13 protein-coding genes are annotated in these 15,397 nt (G+C 62.9%); 7 read left to right on the plus strand and 6 right to left on the minus strand.

The features are described 5' to 3' along the window. Positions 1-85 precede the first annotated feature (85 nt). A complete protein-coding gene (locus tag PGB28_RS11330) occupies positions 86-1,279 on the minus strand; it encodes an RSP_2647 family RNA methyltransferase (protein WP_271421629.1) in 1,194 nt (397 codons plus the stop codon). Between the two features lie 198 nt (positions 1,280-1,477). Between PGB28_RS11330 and edd the strand changes: the two genes are divergently transcribed. Both edd and eda read left to right on the plus strand, forming a co-directional pair. Beyond that, complete coding sequence (gene edd / locus PGB28_RS11335; protein WP_271421630.1) at positions 1,478-3,280, plus strand: phosphogluconate dehydratase; 1,803 nt, start codon at positions 1,478-1,480, stop codon at positions 3,278-3,280. A gap of 76 nt (positions 3,281-3,356) precedes the next feature. Next, positions 3,357-3,998 carry a bifunctional 4-hydroxy-2-oxoglutarate aldolase/2-dehydro-3-deoxy-phosphogluconate aldolase gene (gene eda / locus PGB28_RS11340; protein WP_271421631.1) on the plus strand — a complete coding sequence of 214 codons (642 nt, stop codon included), beginning with the start codon at positions 3,357-3,359 and terminating at the stop codon, positions 3,996-3,998. 82 nt (positions 3,999-4,080) lie between these two features. Here the strand turns inward: eda and PGB28_RS11345 are convergent, their stop codons facing one another. Beyond that, entirely contained in the window at positions 4,081-4,344 is a 264-nt protein-coding gene (locus PGB28_RS11345) for a hypothetical protein (protein ID WP_271421632.1), read from the minus strand. Further along, positions 4,341-7,118 carry a [protein-PII] uridylyltransferase family protein gene (locus tag PGB28_RS11350; RefSeq protein ID WP_271421633.1) on the minus strand — a complete coding sequence of 926 codons (2,778 nt, stop codon included), beginning with the start codon at positions 7,116-7,118 and terminating at the stop codon, positions 4,341-4,343. Before PGB28_RS11350 ends, PGB28_RS11345 begins: the two co-directional genes overlap by 4 nt. Positions 7,119-7,279: 161 nt before the next feature. On the opposite strand from PGB28_RS11350, the gene PGB28_RS11355 reads away from it, so the two are divergent. The 5 genes from PGB28_RS11355 to PGB28_RS11375 all read left to right on the plus strand — a co-directional run bounded on the left by PGB28_RS11355 (position 7,280) and on the right by PGB28_RS11375 (position 10,219). Further along, positions 7,280-7,756 (plus strand): YbaK/EbsC family protein, encoded by a 477-nt coding sequence (locus PGB28_RS11355; protein ID WP_271421634.1) that lies wholly within the window; start codon positions 7,280-7,282, stop codon positions 7,754-7,756. A 102-nt stretch (positions 7,757-7,858) separates the two neighbouring features. Then, a complete protein-coding gene (locus PGB28_RS11360; protein WP_271421635.1) occupies positions 7,859-8,311 on the plus strand; it encodes a DUF2852 domain-containing protein in 453 nt (150 codons plus the stop codon). Between the two features lie 77 nt (positions 8,312-8,388). Beyond that, a complete protein-coding gene (locus PGB28_RS11365) occupies positions 8,389-8,826 on the plus strand; it encodes an RDD family protein (protein WP_271421636.1) in 438 nt (145 codons plus the stop codon). 116 nt (positions 8,827-8,942) lie between these two features. Continuing rightward, positions 8,943-9,764: an arginyltransferase gene (locus PGB28_RS11370; protein ID WP_271421637.1), complete on the plus strand. Its 822-nt coding sequence runs from the start codon at positions 8,943-8,945 to the stop codon at positions 9,762-9,764. Between the two features lie 170 nt (positions 9,765-9,934). Beyond that, positions 9,935-10,219, plus strand: coding sequence for a sll1863 family stress response protein (locus PGB28_RS11375; protein ID WP_271421638.1), 285 nt, complete (start codon positions 9,935-9,937; stop codon positions 10,217-10,219). 96 nt (positions 10,220-10,315) lie between these two features. On the opposite strand, the gene PGB28_RS11380 is transcribed toward PGB28_RS11375, so the two are convergent. The 3 genes from PGB28_RS11380 to PGB28_RS11390 form a co-directional block, all read right to left on the minus strand. Next, complete coding sequence (locus PGB28_RS11380; protein WP_271421639.1) at positions 10,316-12,670, minus strand: TRAP transporter large permease; 2,355 nt, start codon at positions 12,668-12,670, stop codon at positions 10,316-10,318. A 282-nt stretch (positions 12,671-12,952) separates the two neighbouring features. Continuing rightward, entirely contained in the window at positions 12,953-13,876 is a 924-nt protein-coding gene (locus PGB28_RS11385; protein ID WP_271421640.1) for a TRAP transporter small permease subunit, read from the minus strand. Positions 13,877-13,981: 105 nt separating this feature from the next. Continuing rightward, on the minus strand, positions 13,982-15,064 hold the full coding sequence (locus PGB28_RS11390) for a TRAP transporter substrate-binding protein (protein WP_271421641.1): 1,083 nt from the start codon (positions 15,062-15,064) through the stop codon (positions 13,982-13,984). Positions 15,065-15,397: the final 333 nt, after the last annotated feature.

The following is a 15,397-nucleotide window of genomic DNA, read 5'->3' on the forward strand; positions in this document are numbered from 1 at the left end:
TGCTTGCGGGGTCAGGGGGCTTTGCCCCCTCGGCCTTCGGCCTCACCCCCAGGATATTTTCGAGCCAAAGAAGGACCGGGTTGGCTCAAAGACGATAGAACAGCGCCTTGAGATAGCCGCTCTCGGCCAATTGCGGCATCAGCGGATGATCCGGCCCGGCAAAGCCGGTATGGATCAGCGCGCCCTGACGCCCGGCGCGACCGATGCCACGGGTGCAAGCGGTGCGAAAAGCCGCGAGATCGGCGGCATGCGAACAGGAGCAGAGGCCCAGAAAGCCGCCCTCTTTCACCAGCGGTGCCGCCAGGCGGGCAACGCGCTCATAGGCACGCAGCCCCGCATCAAGCGCCTGTTTGGACGGCGCAAAGGCGGGCGGATCGCAGATCACCACGTCGAACAGCGCGCCCTCTTCCATCAGGTCTTCCAGTTGTGCAAAGGCATCGCCCTGCCGAATCCTCAGGCGCTCCGCCGCGCCCATTGCGTCCGCACCCGCCCGCGCCAACTCAAGCGCGGGGGCCGATCCATCGACACAGGTGGCGCGGCCCGCACCCCCCGCCAACATCGCAAGGCCGAACCCGCCAACATGGGAAAACACATCCAGCACCTCGGCCCCCGGCGCGACAAGCCGCTGCGCAAAGGCGTGATTCATCCGCTGGTCATAGAACAGCCCGGTTTTCTGCCCGCCGGTGAGATCCGCCATATAGGGGGCCCCGTTCATAAGCACGGGCAGCGGCGCATCGGGCGCGGTCCCTGCCAGCACGGCAGATACATCGTCCAGCCCCTCCAGCGAACGGGTGCGCCCGGACGCGTTCTTGAGCACATGGGACACGCCCGTTACCTCCTGCAACGCGGCACTCAGCACGTCCAGCCGGACCTCCAACCAAGCGGCGTTGGGCTGCACCACCGCCGTGTCGCCGAACCGGTCGATGACCAACCCCGGCAACCCGTCGGCCTCGGCATGAACCAGCCGGTAGAATGGCGCGTCATAGAGCTGCGCACGCAGGTCGAGCGCGCGTTGCAGCCGGGCCGCGAACCATGCCTGATCGACGACCTCGCCCGGATTTCGCGACAGCACGCGGCCAATGATCTTGGAGTTCGGGTTCGCCGCCACCAGAGCCAGCGGCGCACGATCGGCGTCTTCCAGCACCGCCAGCGCGCCGGGCGCGATCTTTTTGGTCCGCCTGTCTGTCACCACTTCATTGGCAAAGACCCAAGGGCCGCCGTGGCGGATGGCGCGGGCATTGGATTTGGGCTTCAGTCGGATCACGGGCAAATCTGTCATATCGGCCTCTTAGGGCCTCAACGCGCCCGGGGAAAGCCCTGTCGGGCATTTCCGGTTTCGGGCCGATCTGTGCTATGCTGTCTCAAAGGGTAAGAATGCACCCGGCATCCCCTTGTCAAATATCAATCGGCAGGTTAGGTAACACGCGAAGTTAGCGCTAACATATCATTTCCGCAGTGCGAGAGACCCGAACACGCCATGACCCTGAATGCCACCATCGCCGCCGTCACGGAACGCATCCAGAAACGCTCGGAAGCGCGCCGGTCCACATATCTGGACCGTATGCGCGCCGCCGCAGAAGAAGGCCCGCGCCGCGCGCATCTGACCTGCGGGAACCAGGCCCATGCCTATGCCGCCATGGGACAGGACAAGGACCGGCTCTTGGACCGCGCGCCCAACCTGGGCATCGTGACCGCCTATAACGATATGCTCTCGGCGCATCAGCCCTTTGAGACCTATCCCCAGCGGATCAAGGACGCCGCCCGCCGCGCAGGTGGCACCGCGCAGGTCGCGGGCGGGGTGCCGGCCATGTGTGACGGCGTGACCCAGGGTCAGGTCGGCATGGAACTGTCGCTGTTTTCCCGCGACGTCATCGCACTCGCCACTGGCGTGGCGCTGTCGCATAACACCTTTGATGCCGCGGTCTATCTTGGCGTCTGTGACAAGATCGTGCCGGGGCTGGTGATTGCCGCGGCCACTTTTGGCTATATACCCGGCCTCTTCATCCCCGCCGGTCCCATGGTCTCGGGCCTGCCCAATGATGAAAAGGCCAAGGTGCGCCAGCAATTCGCCACCGGCGAAGTGGGCCGGGACAAGCTGATGGAGGCCGAGATGGCCTCCTATCACGGGCCGGGCACCTGCACCTTTTACGGCACCGCCAATTCCAACCAGATGCTGATGGAGTTCATGGGTCTGCACATGCCCGGCACCTCCTTTGTCAATCCGGGCACGCCGCTGCGCGATGCGCTGACCGATGCGGCGACCGAGCGCGCGTTGTCGCTCACCGCGCTTGGCAACCAATACACACCCGTTTGCGATGTGCTGGATGAAAAGGCCTTTGTGAACGGTATGGTGGGCCTGATGGCCACCGGCGGGTCCACCAATCTTGTGCTGCACCTGCCCGCCATGGCGCGCGCCGCCGGGGTCGAACTGGAACTGGAAGATTTCGACGCCATTTCCGATGTCGTGCCGCTGATGGCCAAGGTCTATCCCAACGGTCTGGCGGATGTGAACCATTTCCACGCCGCGGGCGGTCTGGGCTTCATGATCGGTGAATTGCTCGATGCCGGGCTCTTGCACGAGGATGTCACCACCGTCGCGGGCAAGGGGCTGAGCGCCTATGCGCAGGAACCGACCCTGACCGACGAGGGCCTGCAATGGTCCGATGGGGCCAAGCAGAGCCTCAACGACAGGATCCTGCGCCCGGCGTCCGATCCGTTCCAGCCCACCGGCGGGTTGAAACAGATGCATGGCAATCTCGGCCACGGGATGATGAAGGTGTCCGCCGTCGCCCCCGAACGCCATGTGATCGAGGCCCCGGCGCGGGTGTTTCAGGATCAGGACAGCGTCAAGGCCGCGTTCAAGGCCGGTGAGTTCACCTCCGACACCGTGATCGTGGTCCGTTTCCAGGGCCCGAAATCCAACGGCATGCCGGAACTGCACGGGCTGACGCCGACCCTGGCGGTGTTGCAGGATCGCGGGCTCAAGGTGGCGCTGGTCACCGATGGCCGCATGTCGGGCGCGTCCGGCAAGGTCCCCTCGGCCATACATGTCTGCCCCGAAGCCGCAGATGGCGGCCCGTTGGCCAAGCTGCGCGATGGCGATATTGTCCGCGTCGATGCAGTCAACGGCGTGATCGAAACGCTGGCCGAGGATTTTGACAGCCGCCCGGCCGTGACCGCCGATCTCTCGGGTAACGGGCACGGCGTCGGGCGCGAATTGTTCGAAGCTTTCCGCAACAATGTGGGCCTTGCCTCCAATGGCGCGGGCGTGGTGGTCTAGACCCCGCCCTGCCCCTTCTTCTCTTTCCAAATACGCACATGCTCAACGGCAGACACAATCAGAAAGCTCTCCCATCATGACCCCGCAAGACGCAAGCCGAGAAACCGAAGCCCTCTGCCGCCGCGCGCCGGTGATCCCGGTGCTGGTGGTGCATGACGTGGCCCATGCCCGCCCGCTGGCCGAAGCGCTTGTGGCGGGCGGATTGCCCGCTCTGGAGGTCACCCTGCGCACTGAGGCTGCGCTGGAGGTGATCCGCGAAATGGCCAAGGTCGAGGGCGGCATCGTGGGCGCAGGCACGCTGCTCACCCCCGATGATGTCAAGGCGGCGAAGGATGCGGGCGCGCGCTTTGGCGTGACCCCTGGCTGCACCGACCGGCTGCTGGATGCGGTCGAGGCCGAAGACCTGCCCACCCTGCCCGGCGCGGCCACCACGACCGAAGCGCTGCGCCTGCTTGAGCGCGGCTACAGCGTGCAGAAATTCTTTCCGGCCGAGGCCAATGGCGGCGCGCCCGCGCTGAAATCCATTGGCGGTCCGCTGCCGCAGATCCGCTTTTGCCCCACTGGGGGCGTGTCGCTGAAAAACGCGCCGGATTACCTGTCGCTGCCCAATACGCTCTGCGTCGGCGGGTCCTGGGTTGCGCCCAATGATCTGGTCAATGCGGGCGATTGGATAGCTATCGAAGCGCTTGCCCGCGAGGCGGCTGCGCTCGTCCGTTGAAACGCGGTGGGCAGAAATGCCCACCCGACATGGCGTTCGCCCATCCGTCCGTAGGGTGGGCCGTCTTGCCCACCACCCCGGCTCACCTGTCGCGCGACCGCCATCCGCCGCGCCGTCTGGGGGCTTCGGCCTTGGCCAGCCCCTCTTGAAGCACCTTTGTCATCGGATGGTCCGGATGGGTCCCGCCATAGCGTTCCAGCATGGCCACGATCCCGGAGCGCATCTCGCCCTCAAAGGACAGCGCCCAGTCAAGGAAAATCGACCGGCACTCACCCTCGGTGATTCCCTCGATCCGGTAGCTCTCAAGGATCAGCCCGCGCGGATCCAGCGCATCGCCTTTTCTCATGCTTTACTCTCCTCCGGCAACGCGCCGGTGATGGCGGCATCGGAGGCCTCGCGCATGTCCGCCAGCGTCGCAGTCAGGTCCTCCAGCGTCTCCGCGCCGCATTCACGCAGCAAAAACGCCGCTCCGCCTCCCGACAGCTCCGCGACATCCAGCGGCTTGTCCGACAAGAGCCGCGATGCCATCTGCAGCGCGCCGTGCAATGCGTAGCTGTCCGTCAATTGCGCAACAGCGGCTTCGCCCAGCACGCCCGCGCGCCCGGCGGCGGCCAGCCCCTCGGCGGTATCGCGTGCCGCGCAGCCGTCGATCAGCGCCCCGGCCTGCGCGATCAGTTCGATATCCTGCATCCGGCCCGGCCCGATCTTGGCATCCAGCGACCCGCCCGGGCTTTTCGCAGCGGCAATGCGCGCGCGCATATCGGCCACCTCGCGCAGCACCTCACCCTTGTCGCGCTGTCCCATGAGCGACCGGCGCAGGGTCTCAACATCTTCGCCCAATCCTGCGGCCCCGGCCACGCACCGCGCGCGCGTCAGCGCAAGATGTTCCCAGACCCAGGCCTCGGTCTTCTGGTAGCTCTCAAAACTCTGCCACGAGGTCGCCACCGGCCCCTGCGTGCCCGAGGGGCGCAGCCGCATATCCACCTCATACAGCCGCCCCTCGGCCATTGGCGCGGTCATCGCCGTGACCAGCGCCTGGGTCAGCCGCGCGTAATAGGCCCGCGCCGCCAGCGGGCGGCGGCCCTCGGAATATTCCACCCCATCGGCGTCATAGATCACGATCAGGTCGAGATCGCTCTGCGAGGTCAGCCGCGCCGCCCCCAGAGAGCCCATGCCCAGCACCATCGCGCCGCGTCCCGGCGCCGTCCCGTGTTTCTCGGCAAACTGCGCCACAACGACGGGCCAGAGCGCCGCCAGGTTGGCCTCGGCCAGGTCGGCATAGTGCTGCCCGGCCTCAAACGCGTCGATCAGCCCCCGCAAATGATGCACGCCAATGCGGAAATGCCATTCCTTGGCCCAGCGGCGCGCCGCATCCAGCTGCCGCTCATAATCGCTTTCCCGCGCCAGAACATCCGCCAGCGACGCGGTCAACGCCGCCACGCCGGGCCAGTCGGCAAAGAAATCGCCGCCAATCACCGCATCCAGCACACCGGCATTGCGCGACAGGTATTTCGCCAGCGCCGAGGAGGTGCCGACGATATCGGCCAAAAGGTCGATCAGTTGCGGATTGGCCTCGAAGAGCGAGAAAAGCTGAACCCCGGCGGGCAGTCCCGACAGGAACCCGTCAAAAGCGTTGAGCGCCTCGTCGGGGCGCGCGGAATCGGACAGTCGGCGCAGGATTTCCGGGCGAATACGGTTGAAAATCTCCTGCGCGCGGGGGGAGCGCAGCGCGGGATAGCTGCGCCAGCGACTGGTGATCTCGGGATCGAACTCATCCTCGGGCGCGGGTGCGGCTGCCGGATCGGGCGCAAAGAACGCCTCGGTACGTTCATGCACCTCGGTCAGCCTCTCGCGGATCTCCTTTTGCATCGAGGCCACATCACGGCCCATCATCGCCGCGATCCGTTCGAACCCTTCGTCATTATTGGGCAGCAAATGGGTCTGCGCATCGCCCACCATCTGCAAACGGTGCTCCACCTCGCGATGGGCGCGGTAGTGATCGGTCAGAATGTCGGCCAGTTCCTGCGGCAGCCAGCCCTTTTTCGCCAACACCGCCAGCCCCTCGACCGTCCCGCGCACCCGTAGCTCGGGATCGCGCCCGCCGGCGATAATCTGTTGGGTCTGGGTAAAGAACTCGATCTCGCGGATGCCGCCGCGCCCCAGTTTCATATTATGCCCCGGCAGGGTGATCGGCCCGCCCAGCCCCTTATGCGCCCGGATGCGCAGCCGCATGTCATGGGCGTCCTGGATGGCGGCGAAATCCAGATGTTTGCGCCACACGAAAGGCCGCAGCGTTTCAAGGAACCCCTCGCCCGCTTTGATATCCCCCGCACAGGCCCGCGCCTTGACATAGGCCGCGCGCTCCCATGTGCGGCCAAGGCTCTCATAGTAGCGCTCCGCCGCCTCCATCGCCATGCAGACCGGCGTCACTGACGGGTCGGGGCGCAGGCGCAGATCGGTGCGGAACACATAGCCTTCGCCGGTCTGGTCGTTGAGCATCGCTGCCATCTTGCGCGTGGCGCGGACAAGGCTGGCGCGGGCGTCGTGATAGTCATCCGGGTCGAACTGCGTCTCGTCAAACAGGCAGATCAGGTCGATGTCGGAGGAATAATTCAGTTCTCCCGCCCCCATCTTGCCCATGGCCAGCGCCACCATACCGCCGCCCTGTTCGGCGTCCTGCTCAGACTTGCCGGGCAGCTTTCCGCGCTTGATCTCATGCCCCACCGTGGCGCGGATCGCCAGATGCGCTGCCAGATCGGCAAAGCGGGTCAGCGTGCCGGTGACCTCCTCCAGCGGCCAGACCCCGCCCAGATCGGCCAGCGCGGTCAAAAGCGCGATGCGCCGCTTGCCCTGTCGCAAAGCCGAGGGCAGCGCATCGGGGGCGGTCTCGCGCAGATCGGAAAAGAGCCGCTCCACCGCCGCCTCCGGGTCGTCAAACGCCTCGGGCAGCCAATCGGTCTCTTTCTCGGCCAGGGTCTTGAGATAGGGGCTGCACCCTCCGGTGCCCTCCAAAAGCCCGGCCAGGGGCGCGGAGAGATCGGGCACGAGCGCACGGGTTTCCGCCCCGCGATCGGGATCAAAGGGACGGGGGCAGCGGGTCATTCGGCTTTCAAAATTCATGGATCGAGTTGTGCATGGGGGCAATGGGGCGTCAAGCGCGCAGAGCGCAAAGACCCGAAATCTTCAAAAGATTTCGGACCGATTTCTTTGAAAGAAATCGGTGCCTTAGTCTTGACGCAGGGCATTCGTGCCGGTTCTCTGACCGCAAAACGGAGAGCATCATGAGCAAATCCCTCAAACGCGTGGCCCGGGCGCTGAACACCGCAGGGATCGACACCGAGATCATCGAAGTGGGCCGGTCGCGCACAGCACAAGAGGCCGCTGACGCGGTGGGCTGCCATATCGACCAGATCGCCAAATCCATCATCTTTCGCGGGCAAGAGAGTGGCGAGGCGCTGCTGTTTCTCACCGCAGGTGGCAATCAGGTCTGCGCCGAAAAGGCCAGCGCATTGGCGGGCGAAGCGCTGGGCAAGGCGGATGCGGCGCTGATCCGCGCGCAAACCGGCTTTGCCATTGGCGGTGTCGCGCCGCTGGGCCATGTGAACCCGATCCGGGCATGGCTGGACCCCCGGTTGCTGGATTTCACCGAAATCTGGGCCGCGGGCGGCACGCCGCGGCATGTCTTTGCAATGAATCCGGCTGATCTGGCACTGACAACGGGCGCACAAGCCTCTGATTTCACTCAGCAATCAAAATAAATGTAAAAAACATTCACATCCAGCCTTGCAAGGTGGCTCCGGCATCCTCATCTCTTGTGATGTGAAAGGCATTCACATTCAACGTCAACCACGGAGAGAGACATGACCACCGCCGCCACCGAAGTTCAAATGACTGCCCCCCGCGCGTCCAGGCAAAACTGGTTCGCCCGGTCCGAGGCCTGGCTTGACAGCAAGGGCAAGGGCGCATGGATCGCCGCTGCGGTTCTTGGCCTTGTGTTCTTCTGGCCTGTTGGCCTCGCCCTTCTTGCCTATATGATCTGGAGCAAACGCATGTTCGGAGACTGCAGCAAATCCCGCCGTTCGGGTGGCCATTCCGCCCGCTGGAACGCCATGAAACCCTCGGGCAACAGCGCCTTTGACGCCTATAAGGAAGACACGCTGCGCCGCCTGCAGGAAGAGCAGGAGAATTTCGAGGCCTTCCTCGAACGCCTGCGCGCCGCCAAGGACAAGGCCGAGTTCGACGAGTTCATGGAAGATCGCGCCAAGGAGGCCGCCACGGCCCGCGAAGAGCGCGACGAAAAAGAAGACGCCTGAACCACAGGCTGACACCACGCGGCCTGGCCCCTCAATCGGGGGCCCGGCCTTTGCCTAACGCGACCACGAGGACCAAGATGCACAGCGCCGCCCTGCCCGATCCGCATTACCAGCCGGAATTCTACGCCGATATCCCGCCCAAGCGGCTCATTGCATGGGTGATCGATGTGGGCCTGATCCTTGGCCTGACGCTGATCGTCATTCCCTTCACCGCCTTTGTGGGCCTGTTCTTCATGCCCCTGCTCTACGCCACGCTGGGCTTCTTCTACCGGGTCCTGACGCTGGCGGGCGGCTCGGCCACGCTGGGCATGCGGGTCATGTCGATCGAGCTGCGCAACGCCGAAGGTCACCGCCTGTCGCTGGGCGAGGCCGCGTTGCACACGCTGGGCTATTATATCTCTTTCGGCATGGCGCTGGTGCAGCTGGTCTCGGTGATCTTCATGCTGACCTCGGAACGCGGCCAGTCCTTGACCGACATGGTTATGGGCACCGTGATGCTGAACCGCCGCGCCTGATTGATCCCGGCCAAAATGCAGAACATCGCCGCCGCCCGAGCCAGACGCTTGGCGGCGGCGCAATTCGTTGGTATCGTCACAAAAACGTATCACTCCAGACCCTAAAGGGCCCCGTCATGCGACACACACTGCCGCTTGCGCCGCAGTTCTACGTTACCGCACCACAGCCCTGTCCCTATCTTGAGGACCGGATGGAGCGGAAACTGTTTACCGCGCTGCAGGGGGAGTCTGCCGAGCGGTTGAATGACGCGCTGTCCAAACAGGGCTTTCGCCGGTCGCAAAACGTGCTCTACCGCCCGTCCTGCACCGAATGTTCGGCCTGCATGTCGGCGCGCATCCGGGTGGACGCCTTCACCCCGTCGCGCAACCAGCGCCGCACCATCCGGCGCAATGAGCATCTTGAGCGCCGCGCCACCTCGCCCTGGGCCACCGATGAGCAATATGAGCTGTTCCGCGCCTATCTGAACGACCGCCACGCCCAGGGTGGCATGGCCGATATGGACGTGTTCGAATTCGCAGCGATGATCGAGGAAACCCCGATCCGCTCGCGGGTGATCGAATATACGGACCGCAAGTCGCGGGCGCTGACCGCTGTCTGCCTGACCGATGTGCTCGATGACGGGCTGAGCATGGTCTATTCCTTCTATGCGCCCGACCTGCCCCGGCAATCGCTGGGGACTTGGATGATCCTTGATCATATCGAGATCGCACGCGAGGCGGGGCTTCCTTATGTCTACCTGGGTTACTGGGTGCCGGGATCGCCCAAGATGGGCTACAAGGCCAAGTTCTCGGGGCTCGAGGTTTATATGGGCGGCGAATGGCAACCGATGCGCAACCCGGATGAATTTTCCTCCGAAAGCCATCCGCTGTCGACCGATCCGATTGCCGAACAGGTGGCCAATATCTCGCTGCCGGATCTGAGCCCGCGGAGTCGCTGAGCGCAGGTAGATTTCCGGCTCCGGACGGTATGGCACAAAGCGATGCCTCAATTTTGAAAAGGCGTCGCACTACATAGGTCAAGCCGCGGACAGGTGCAATCAACGGGAGAAAGGTGTTGATTTCTGACAACCCGACACCAAGTCTAACCCAGATATAAAGGGAGAAAACGATGGATCGCGACGCCTATGTAGAGAAGATGAAAGCCAAGCTCGACGAGTGGAACGCTGAAATCGAAAAATTTCAGGCCAAGGCCAAGGTCGCCGAGGCCGAGAACCGGGCCAAGTATCACGAGCAAATCAGCGAAATGCGCAAGCAACGCGACGAGGCGCAGGACAAGCTGAAGGAAGCGCAGGCTGCCAGCGATGCGGCATGGGATGACATGCAAAAAGGCATGGAGAATGCATGGGAGAATATCTCCAGCTCATTTCAGAAGGCCTGGAACCGGTTCCAGTAAAATCAAAGGGGTACGGCGCACAGCGCGCAGTCACCTGACAACGAAAAAGGCCGGGCATCCAGACCCGGCCTTTTCCATTCTTGTCTGTCCCGAAGGTCAGTTCCCGACCAGATCCGGGAAGATCGTGACAATCTGCGGGAAGAACCACAGGATCGCCAGTCCCACCACCTGGATCAGCACGAAGGGGATGATGCCCTGATAGATATGGGCCGTCGTGACCTCTTTGGGCGCCACGCCGCGCAGGTAGAACAGCGCAAAGCCAAAGGGTGGCGTCAGGAACGAGGTCTGGAGGTTCACCGCGATCATGATCGTGACCCATTTGGGATCAAACGTGCCGCCATAGATCACCGGCCCCACGATAGGGATCACGATATAGATGATCTCAAGGAAATCGAGCACGAAGCCAAGGATGAACAGCACCAGCATCACGATCAGGAAGACCTTGAACTCATTGTCAAAGCTCTGAAGGAACTGCTGAATGTAATGTTCCCCGCCGAACGAGATCACCACGAGGTTCAGAAGCTGCGAGCCGATCAGGATGGTGAACACCATCGAGGTCACCTTGGCGGTTTCACGCACAACCGGTGACAGGATCCCGCCCTTGAACAGCACCCAGAGCGCATAGAACAGCCCGAAGATGGCGTAGAGATAGGCCGCCTGCGCCACGAAGAAGGCGATCCAGCTTTCCAGCGGCACCTCTTCCAACCCGATCCGCAGGTCGAAATTGACACCCACAAGGATCATGATGACCACCGCGAATGTGGTGTTCAGGATGATCTTGCCGGATTTGTTGTCATCCGCCAGCTTGCGATAGGCCGCCAGCATGATCGCCCCGCCCGCCCCAAGCGCCGCCGCAGGCGTCGGGTTGGTGATCCCGCCAAGGATCGAACCCAGCACCGCCACGATGAGCACCAGCGGCGGGAAGACCACGCGCAACAGGTCGTTCTGTGACAACAGCCCCGCCGCGTAGCGCACACCGTAAAGCGTCATGACCAGCGGGATCGCGATGATCAACAGCGTGACACCCGAACTTGTCAGCGGATTGATGAACAGGATGTCCGCCGCCAGCGCCAGCACGATCCCCAGCCCGCCGATGAGCAGCGGTGTCGGATCAGCCGAGGGCGAGATGCCCCGAGCCGTGGTCAGCACCAGACCAAGCATCAGGAAGGCCACGGCAATGCCGGTGCCAATCGGTGCGGCAGCGGCCAGCTTGTCCTGAAGCGCGGCTGCGCGTTCCTCTTCGGTCAGCTCGCGCGCCTCAGCCACGCCGCCCGCCTCGTCAATCACCTGTTGTTGGGCGACGGCGGCATCCCATGCCTCCTGCCCGTGCAGCTCGATCATCGAAGCCTGGCATTCTTCGCTCACATTGGTGCGCAGGCTTGCGGTCTGACCGGCATCCGAGAAGCTGTCGACGGTGACATTTTGCGTGCCAACCATGTTGACCTGACCCAGCGCAATCATGCCGACGATCAGACCGACGGGCACGAACAGGAACCATGTCAGCGCCTCACTGCGCGTGCGCACTTCGCCGCCATTGTCGCCCAGCTCGACCGCCGGGGCCTTGGACGGGTTCAGCAGCGCATAGCCAAAGGCATAGAGACCATAGAGACAGGCCAGCATGATGCCCGGAATCAGCGCCGCCTGAAACAGCGTTCCGACCGAGACCACCGCAGGCTCACCCAGATAGGTCAGCGCGTCCGAACAGCCCGCCAGATTGGCGCGTTGCTCCTGCGCGGCGGAATAGAGATCGCCCGCCAGCGTGCCCAAAAGCACGATCACGATGGAGGGCGGGATGATCTGCCCCAGCGTGCCAGAGGCCGCGATGACCCCGGTGGCCAGTTGTGGCGAGTACCCGGCCCGCAGCATGGTGGGCAGGGACAAAAGCCCCATGGTCACCACCGTCGCCCCCACGATGCCTGTCGAGGCCGCAAGGAACGCGCCCACAACCACCACCGACACCGCCAGACCGCCGGGCAGCGGGCCAAACACCCGCGCCATGGTGGTCAGAAGGTCATTGGCGATCCTCGAGCGTTCCAGCGTGATCCCCATCAGCACGAACATCAGCACCGCCAGCAGCGTCTCGATGGACTGCCCCGCCAGAACCCGTTCGTTCATCCGGTTCACGACAAAGGAGATATTGCGGTCCAGCGCCTGTTCCCAGCCGCCGGGGAAGACCGGCGTCTCGTATCTTGGCAATTCCGGGTATCGGAAGATCGAGATTGCGTCTGATCGCACTCCTTCGGCGATCAGAGCACTATAGGCCTCGGATCCGGTATCAATCGCCTGGTGGATCAGCAGCCCCGCTGAATCCAGCGCGGCGATGACCCCAAAGGAAATGACCCCGGCCCCGCCAATGGCAAAGGCCACCGGAAAGCCTGACAGGATGCCTCCGAAGAGGCAGAGAAAGACGATGATCAGGCCGATCTCGACGCCATCAAGTCCAAATAGCATGTGAACTGCCCCCTAGGATCCGAATTCAGTCATGACGCGCCACCGGCGCGTGCCCATTTTGCCCGTCAGAGCCACGGAACGAGCGTGGCGATCTGGGTGATCGAAAGATCGGTTCGTGGCTCTGACGGGCAAAATGCGCCGCGTCCCCTTCGGGATTTCGAAAAAATCCGCCATCGCCACGTTATTTCCGCTCGCAAGGGGGCCACCCTTGCTGCGCGAAAATGCCTCGCGCTGGCGGATTTTGTTCTGAAACCGGTGGTGCGTCATGACTGAATTCGGATCCTAATGTTTTTCTTCGATCGCGTGCACAAGCTCGGCTTCTTCGCTGCCCAGAATGTCACGGTCGAGATATTTGCCTTCGCTCTCTTCGCCTTCTTTCCATTCAAGGAAAGAGCGGAAGAAAAACGCCCATGCGTGGATGAACACCAGACCGGCGTAAGCGACCAGAAGCACCTTGAAGAGGAAATAGGCGTCAAACCCGTTGGGCGAAAAGCCGATGGTCTCCACGTTCCAGCGCAGCGCACGAGCCTTGGCCAGCAGCCGGTCAATCGTGTCCGAGGCCGAGGGTTTCGGCACCACCAGATGCCGCCACAGGAAGTACCAGCCATACATCCAGGTCACGACCGCGGCGGGCATCATGAAAAGCCACGATCCCAGCATGTCCACAACGCGTTTGGCGCGGAAGGAAATCGAGGAATAGACAAGGTCCACTCGCACGTGTCCGCCCTGAACGAATGTATAGGTCACGCACAGGGCGACGATCATCGCGTTGTAAAGCTTCAGCTCTTCTGCCCACCAGCTCACATCGCGGGTCAGCACCGAACCAAAGCCAAGCGAGATTTCGGCCGCCGCGAAAATCCGCTGTATGAAGACGATGATGATCTGTTGCAGCACCATCAACAGCCCGGCCCAGGCAAAGAGCCGCCCGACCCCGTTGGCAAAGCCCTCAAGCACCCGCGTCACGCCCCACAGGAAGCGGTTCGACCAGATGCCGACGGCTGTGATGACGAGAAAGGTGACGAAGATGACAAAGAAAAACTCGACCGATCCGCCATAATAGATCAGCCGCATCAGCGCCTGTTTGTCCTCGGTGCTCTCGAACCCACCGATCCAGCTGAGCCAGGAACTCGGGTGAGTGAGCGCATATCCGAGGTTGTAGAATGCCAGTCCGATATTCGAAACCAGCCAGCCCAACCCGTCCAGCATCTTTGCCCCCTTGGAATAGCAAGGCAGACGGGGTTTCGCCCCATTCCGCCGAAAAGCCCCCGGCATGTCTGCCGGGGACCTGTGTCATGTCATGCGACGGGCCGTTTAGCCCAGCACGCGGTCACGCTGGCTTGCGAATGCGTTGATCGATTTGTCGATCCAGCCGGCCGAGGATTTCATGGACTCTTCGGCGCTGTTGCGGATTTTCGCGAACAGCTCGTCGTCCATATACTCGTCCAGCGTATCGCTTGCGGCCTGGCCAAAGGCATCCCAGACACTGTCAGGGAATTCCAGTACCTTCACGCCCGACGCCTGCAGACGCTGCAGCGCCGCACCGTTATTGGCGAGGAACTGGGTCAGGTTCCAGATATGCGCCTCGGAGGCCGCGGTCTCGATGATGGCCTGATGACCCGGCGACAGGCTGTCAAACACGTCGCGGTTGGTGGCCAGCGACAGGGTGGCTGCGGGTTCATGGAAACCGGCGGTGTAGTAGAACTTGGTGATTTCCTGGAAACCGGCCTTTTCATCCGCCCAAGGGCCGATCCACTCGGTGCCGTCGATGGCACCCGAGGCCAGTGCCTGATACACTTCGGAGCCGGGCAGGTTCTGCACCGATGCGCCCAGCTTGCCAAGCGCCTGACCGCCCATGCCGGGCATCCGGAACTTGAGACCCTGGAAGTCCTCGGGGCTGGTGATTTCCTTGTTGAACCAACCGCCGGCCTGTGCGCCGGTGTCGCCGCCGAGGAAGGATTTCAGGCCAAAGATCTGGCCCAATTCGTCATGCAGCTCTTTGCCGCCGTCCTGGTAATACCAGTTGGCCTGTTCCAGCGATGTCATGCCAAAGGGCACAGCCGTAAAGAACTGATAGCCCGGGTGCTGACCGGTAAAGTAGTAGTCGGCCCCGTGATACATGTCCGCCTGACCGGCTGTCACGGCGTCGAACACTTCGAACGCGCCCACAAGCTCGCCCGCGGCCTTGAGGTCGATGGTCAGGTCGCCATCGGTCATGGCGGTGATGGTGTCGGCGCAGCGCTGGGCCGCGTCATGCACACCGGCCAGACCCCGGCCCCATGTGGTGACCATGGTCAGGGTCCGCTTGCCCTGCGCATAGGCCGGTGCGGCAAGAGTGGTTGCCGCGGCGGCCGAGCCGCCAAGAGCCGAGGTTTTCAGAAAAGAACGACGATCCATATTTGGTCCTCCCAATTGTTTTTTGCCCGCGCCTGCCCCCTCGCTCCTCAGCGATGCAGGTGCGGGCGGATCGTTTACAACGAGGCAAACCCTAGCGGCGGTCTTGGTGATAAGAAATACCTAGTAACCCGTAGCGCGGTGGATTTTTCGGCGGCTCGGCTTGGTTTTGGGCTCAATGATAACGATAACGCAGCCCGGGCGGCCCTGCCCCGCCCTAGGTGTTTGATCCCACGGTTTGATGGTGTGATTTTTTCTCAGGAATTGAAGGAAGCATTATGGGACAAGTTCGTCACGGGAGCGCCACGACCACGTACGCCGTCAGAGCTGCAATAC

Origin of the sequence: Primorskyibacter aestuariivivens (assembly GCF_028023675.1) — a bacterium.
Taxonomy (GTDB): Bacteria; Pseudomonadota; Alphaproteobacteria; order Rhodobacterales; family Rhodobacteraceae; genus Marinovum; species Marinovum aestuariivivens.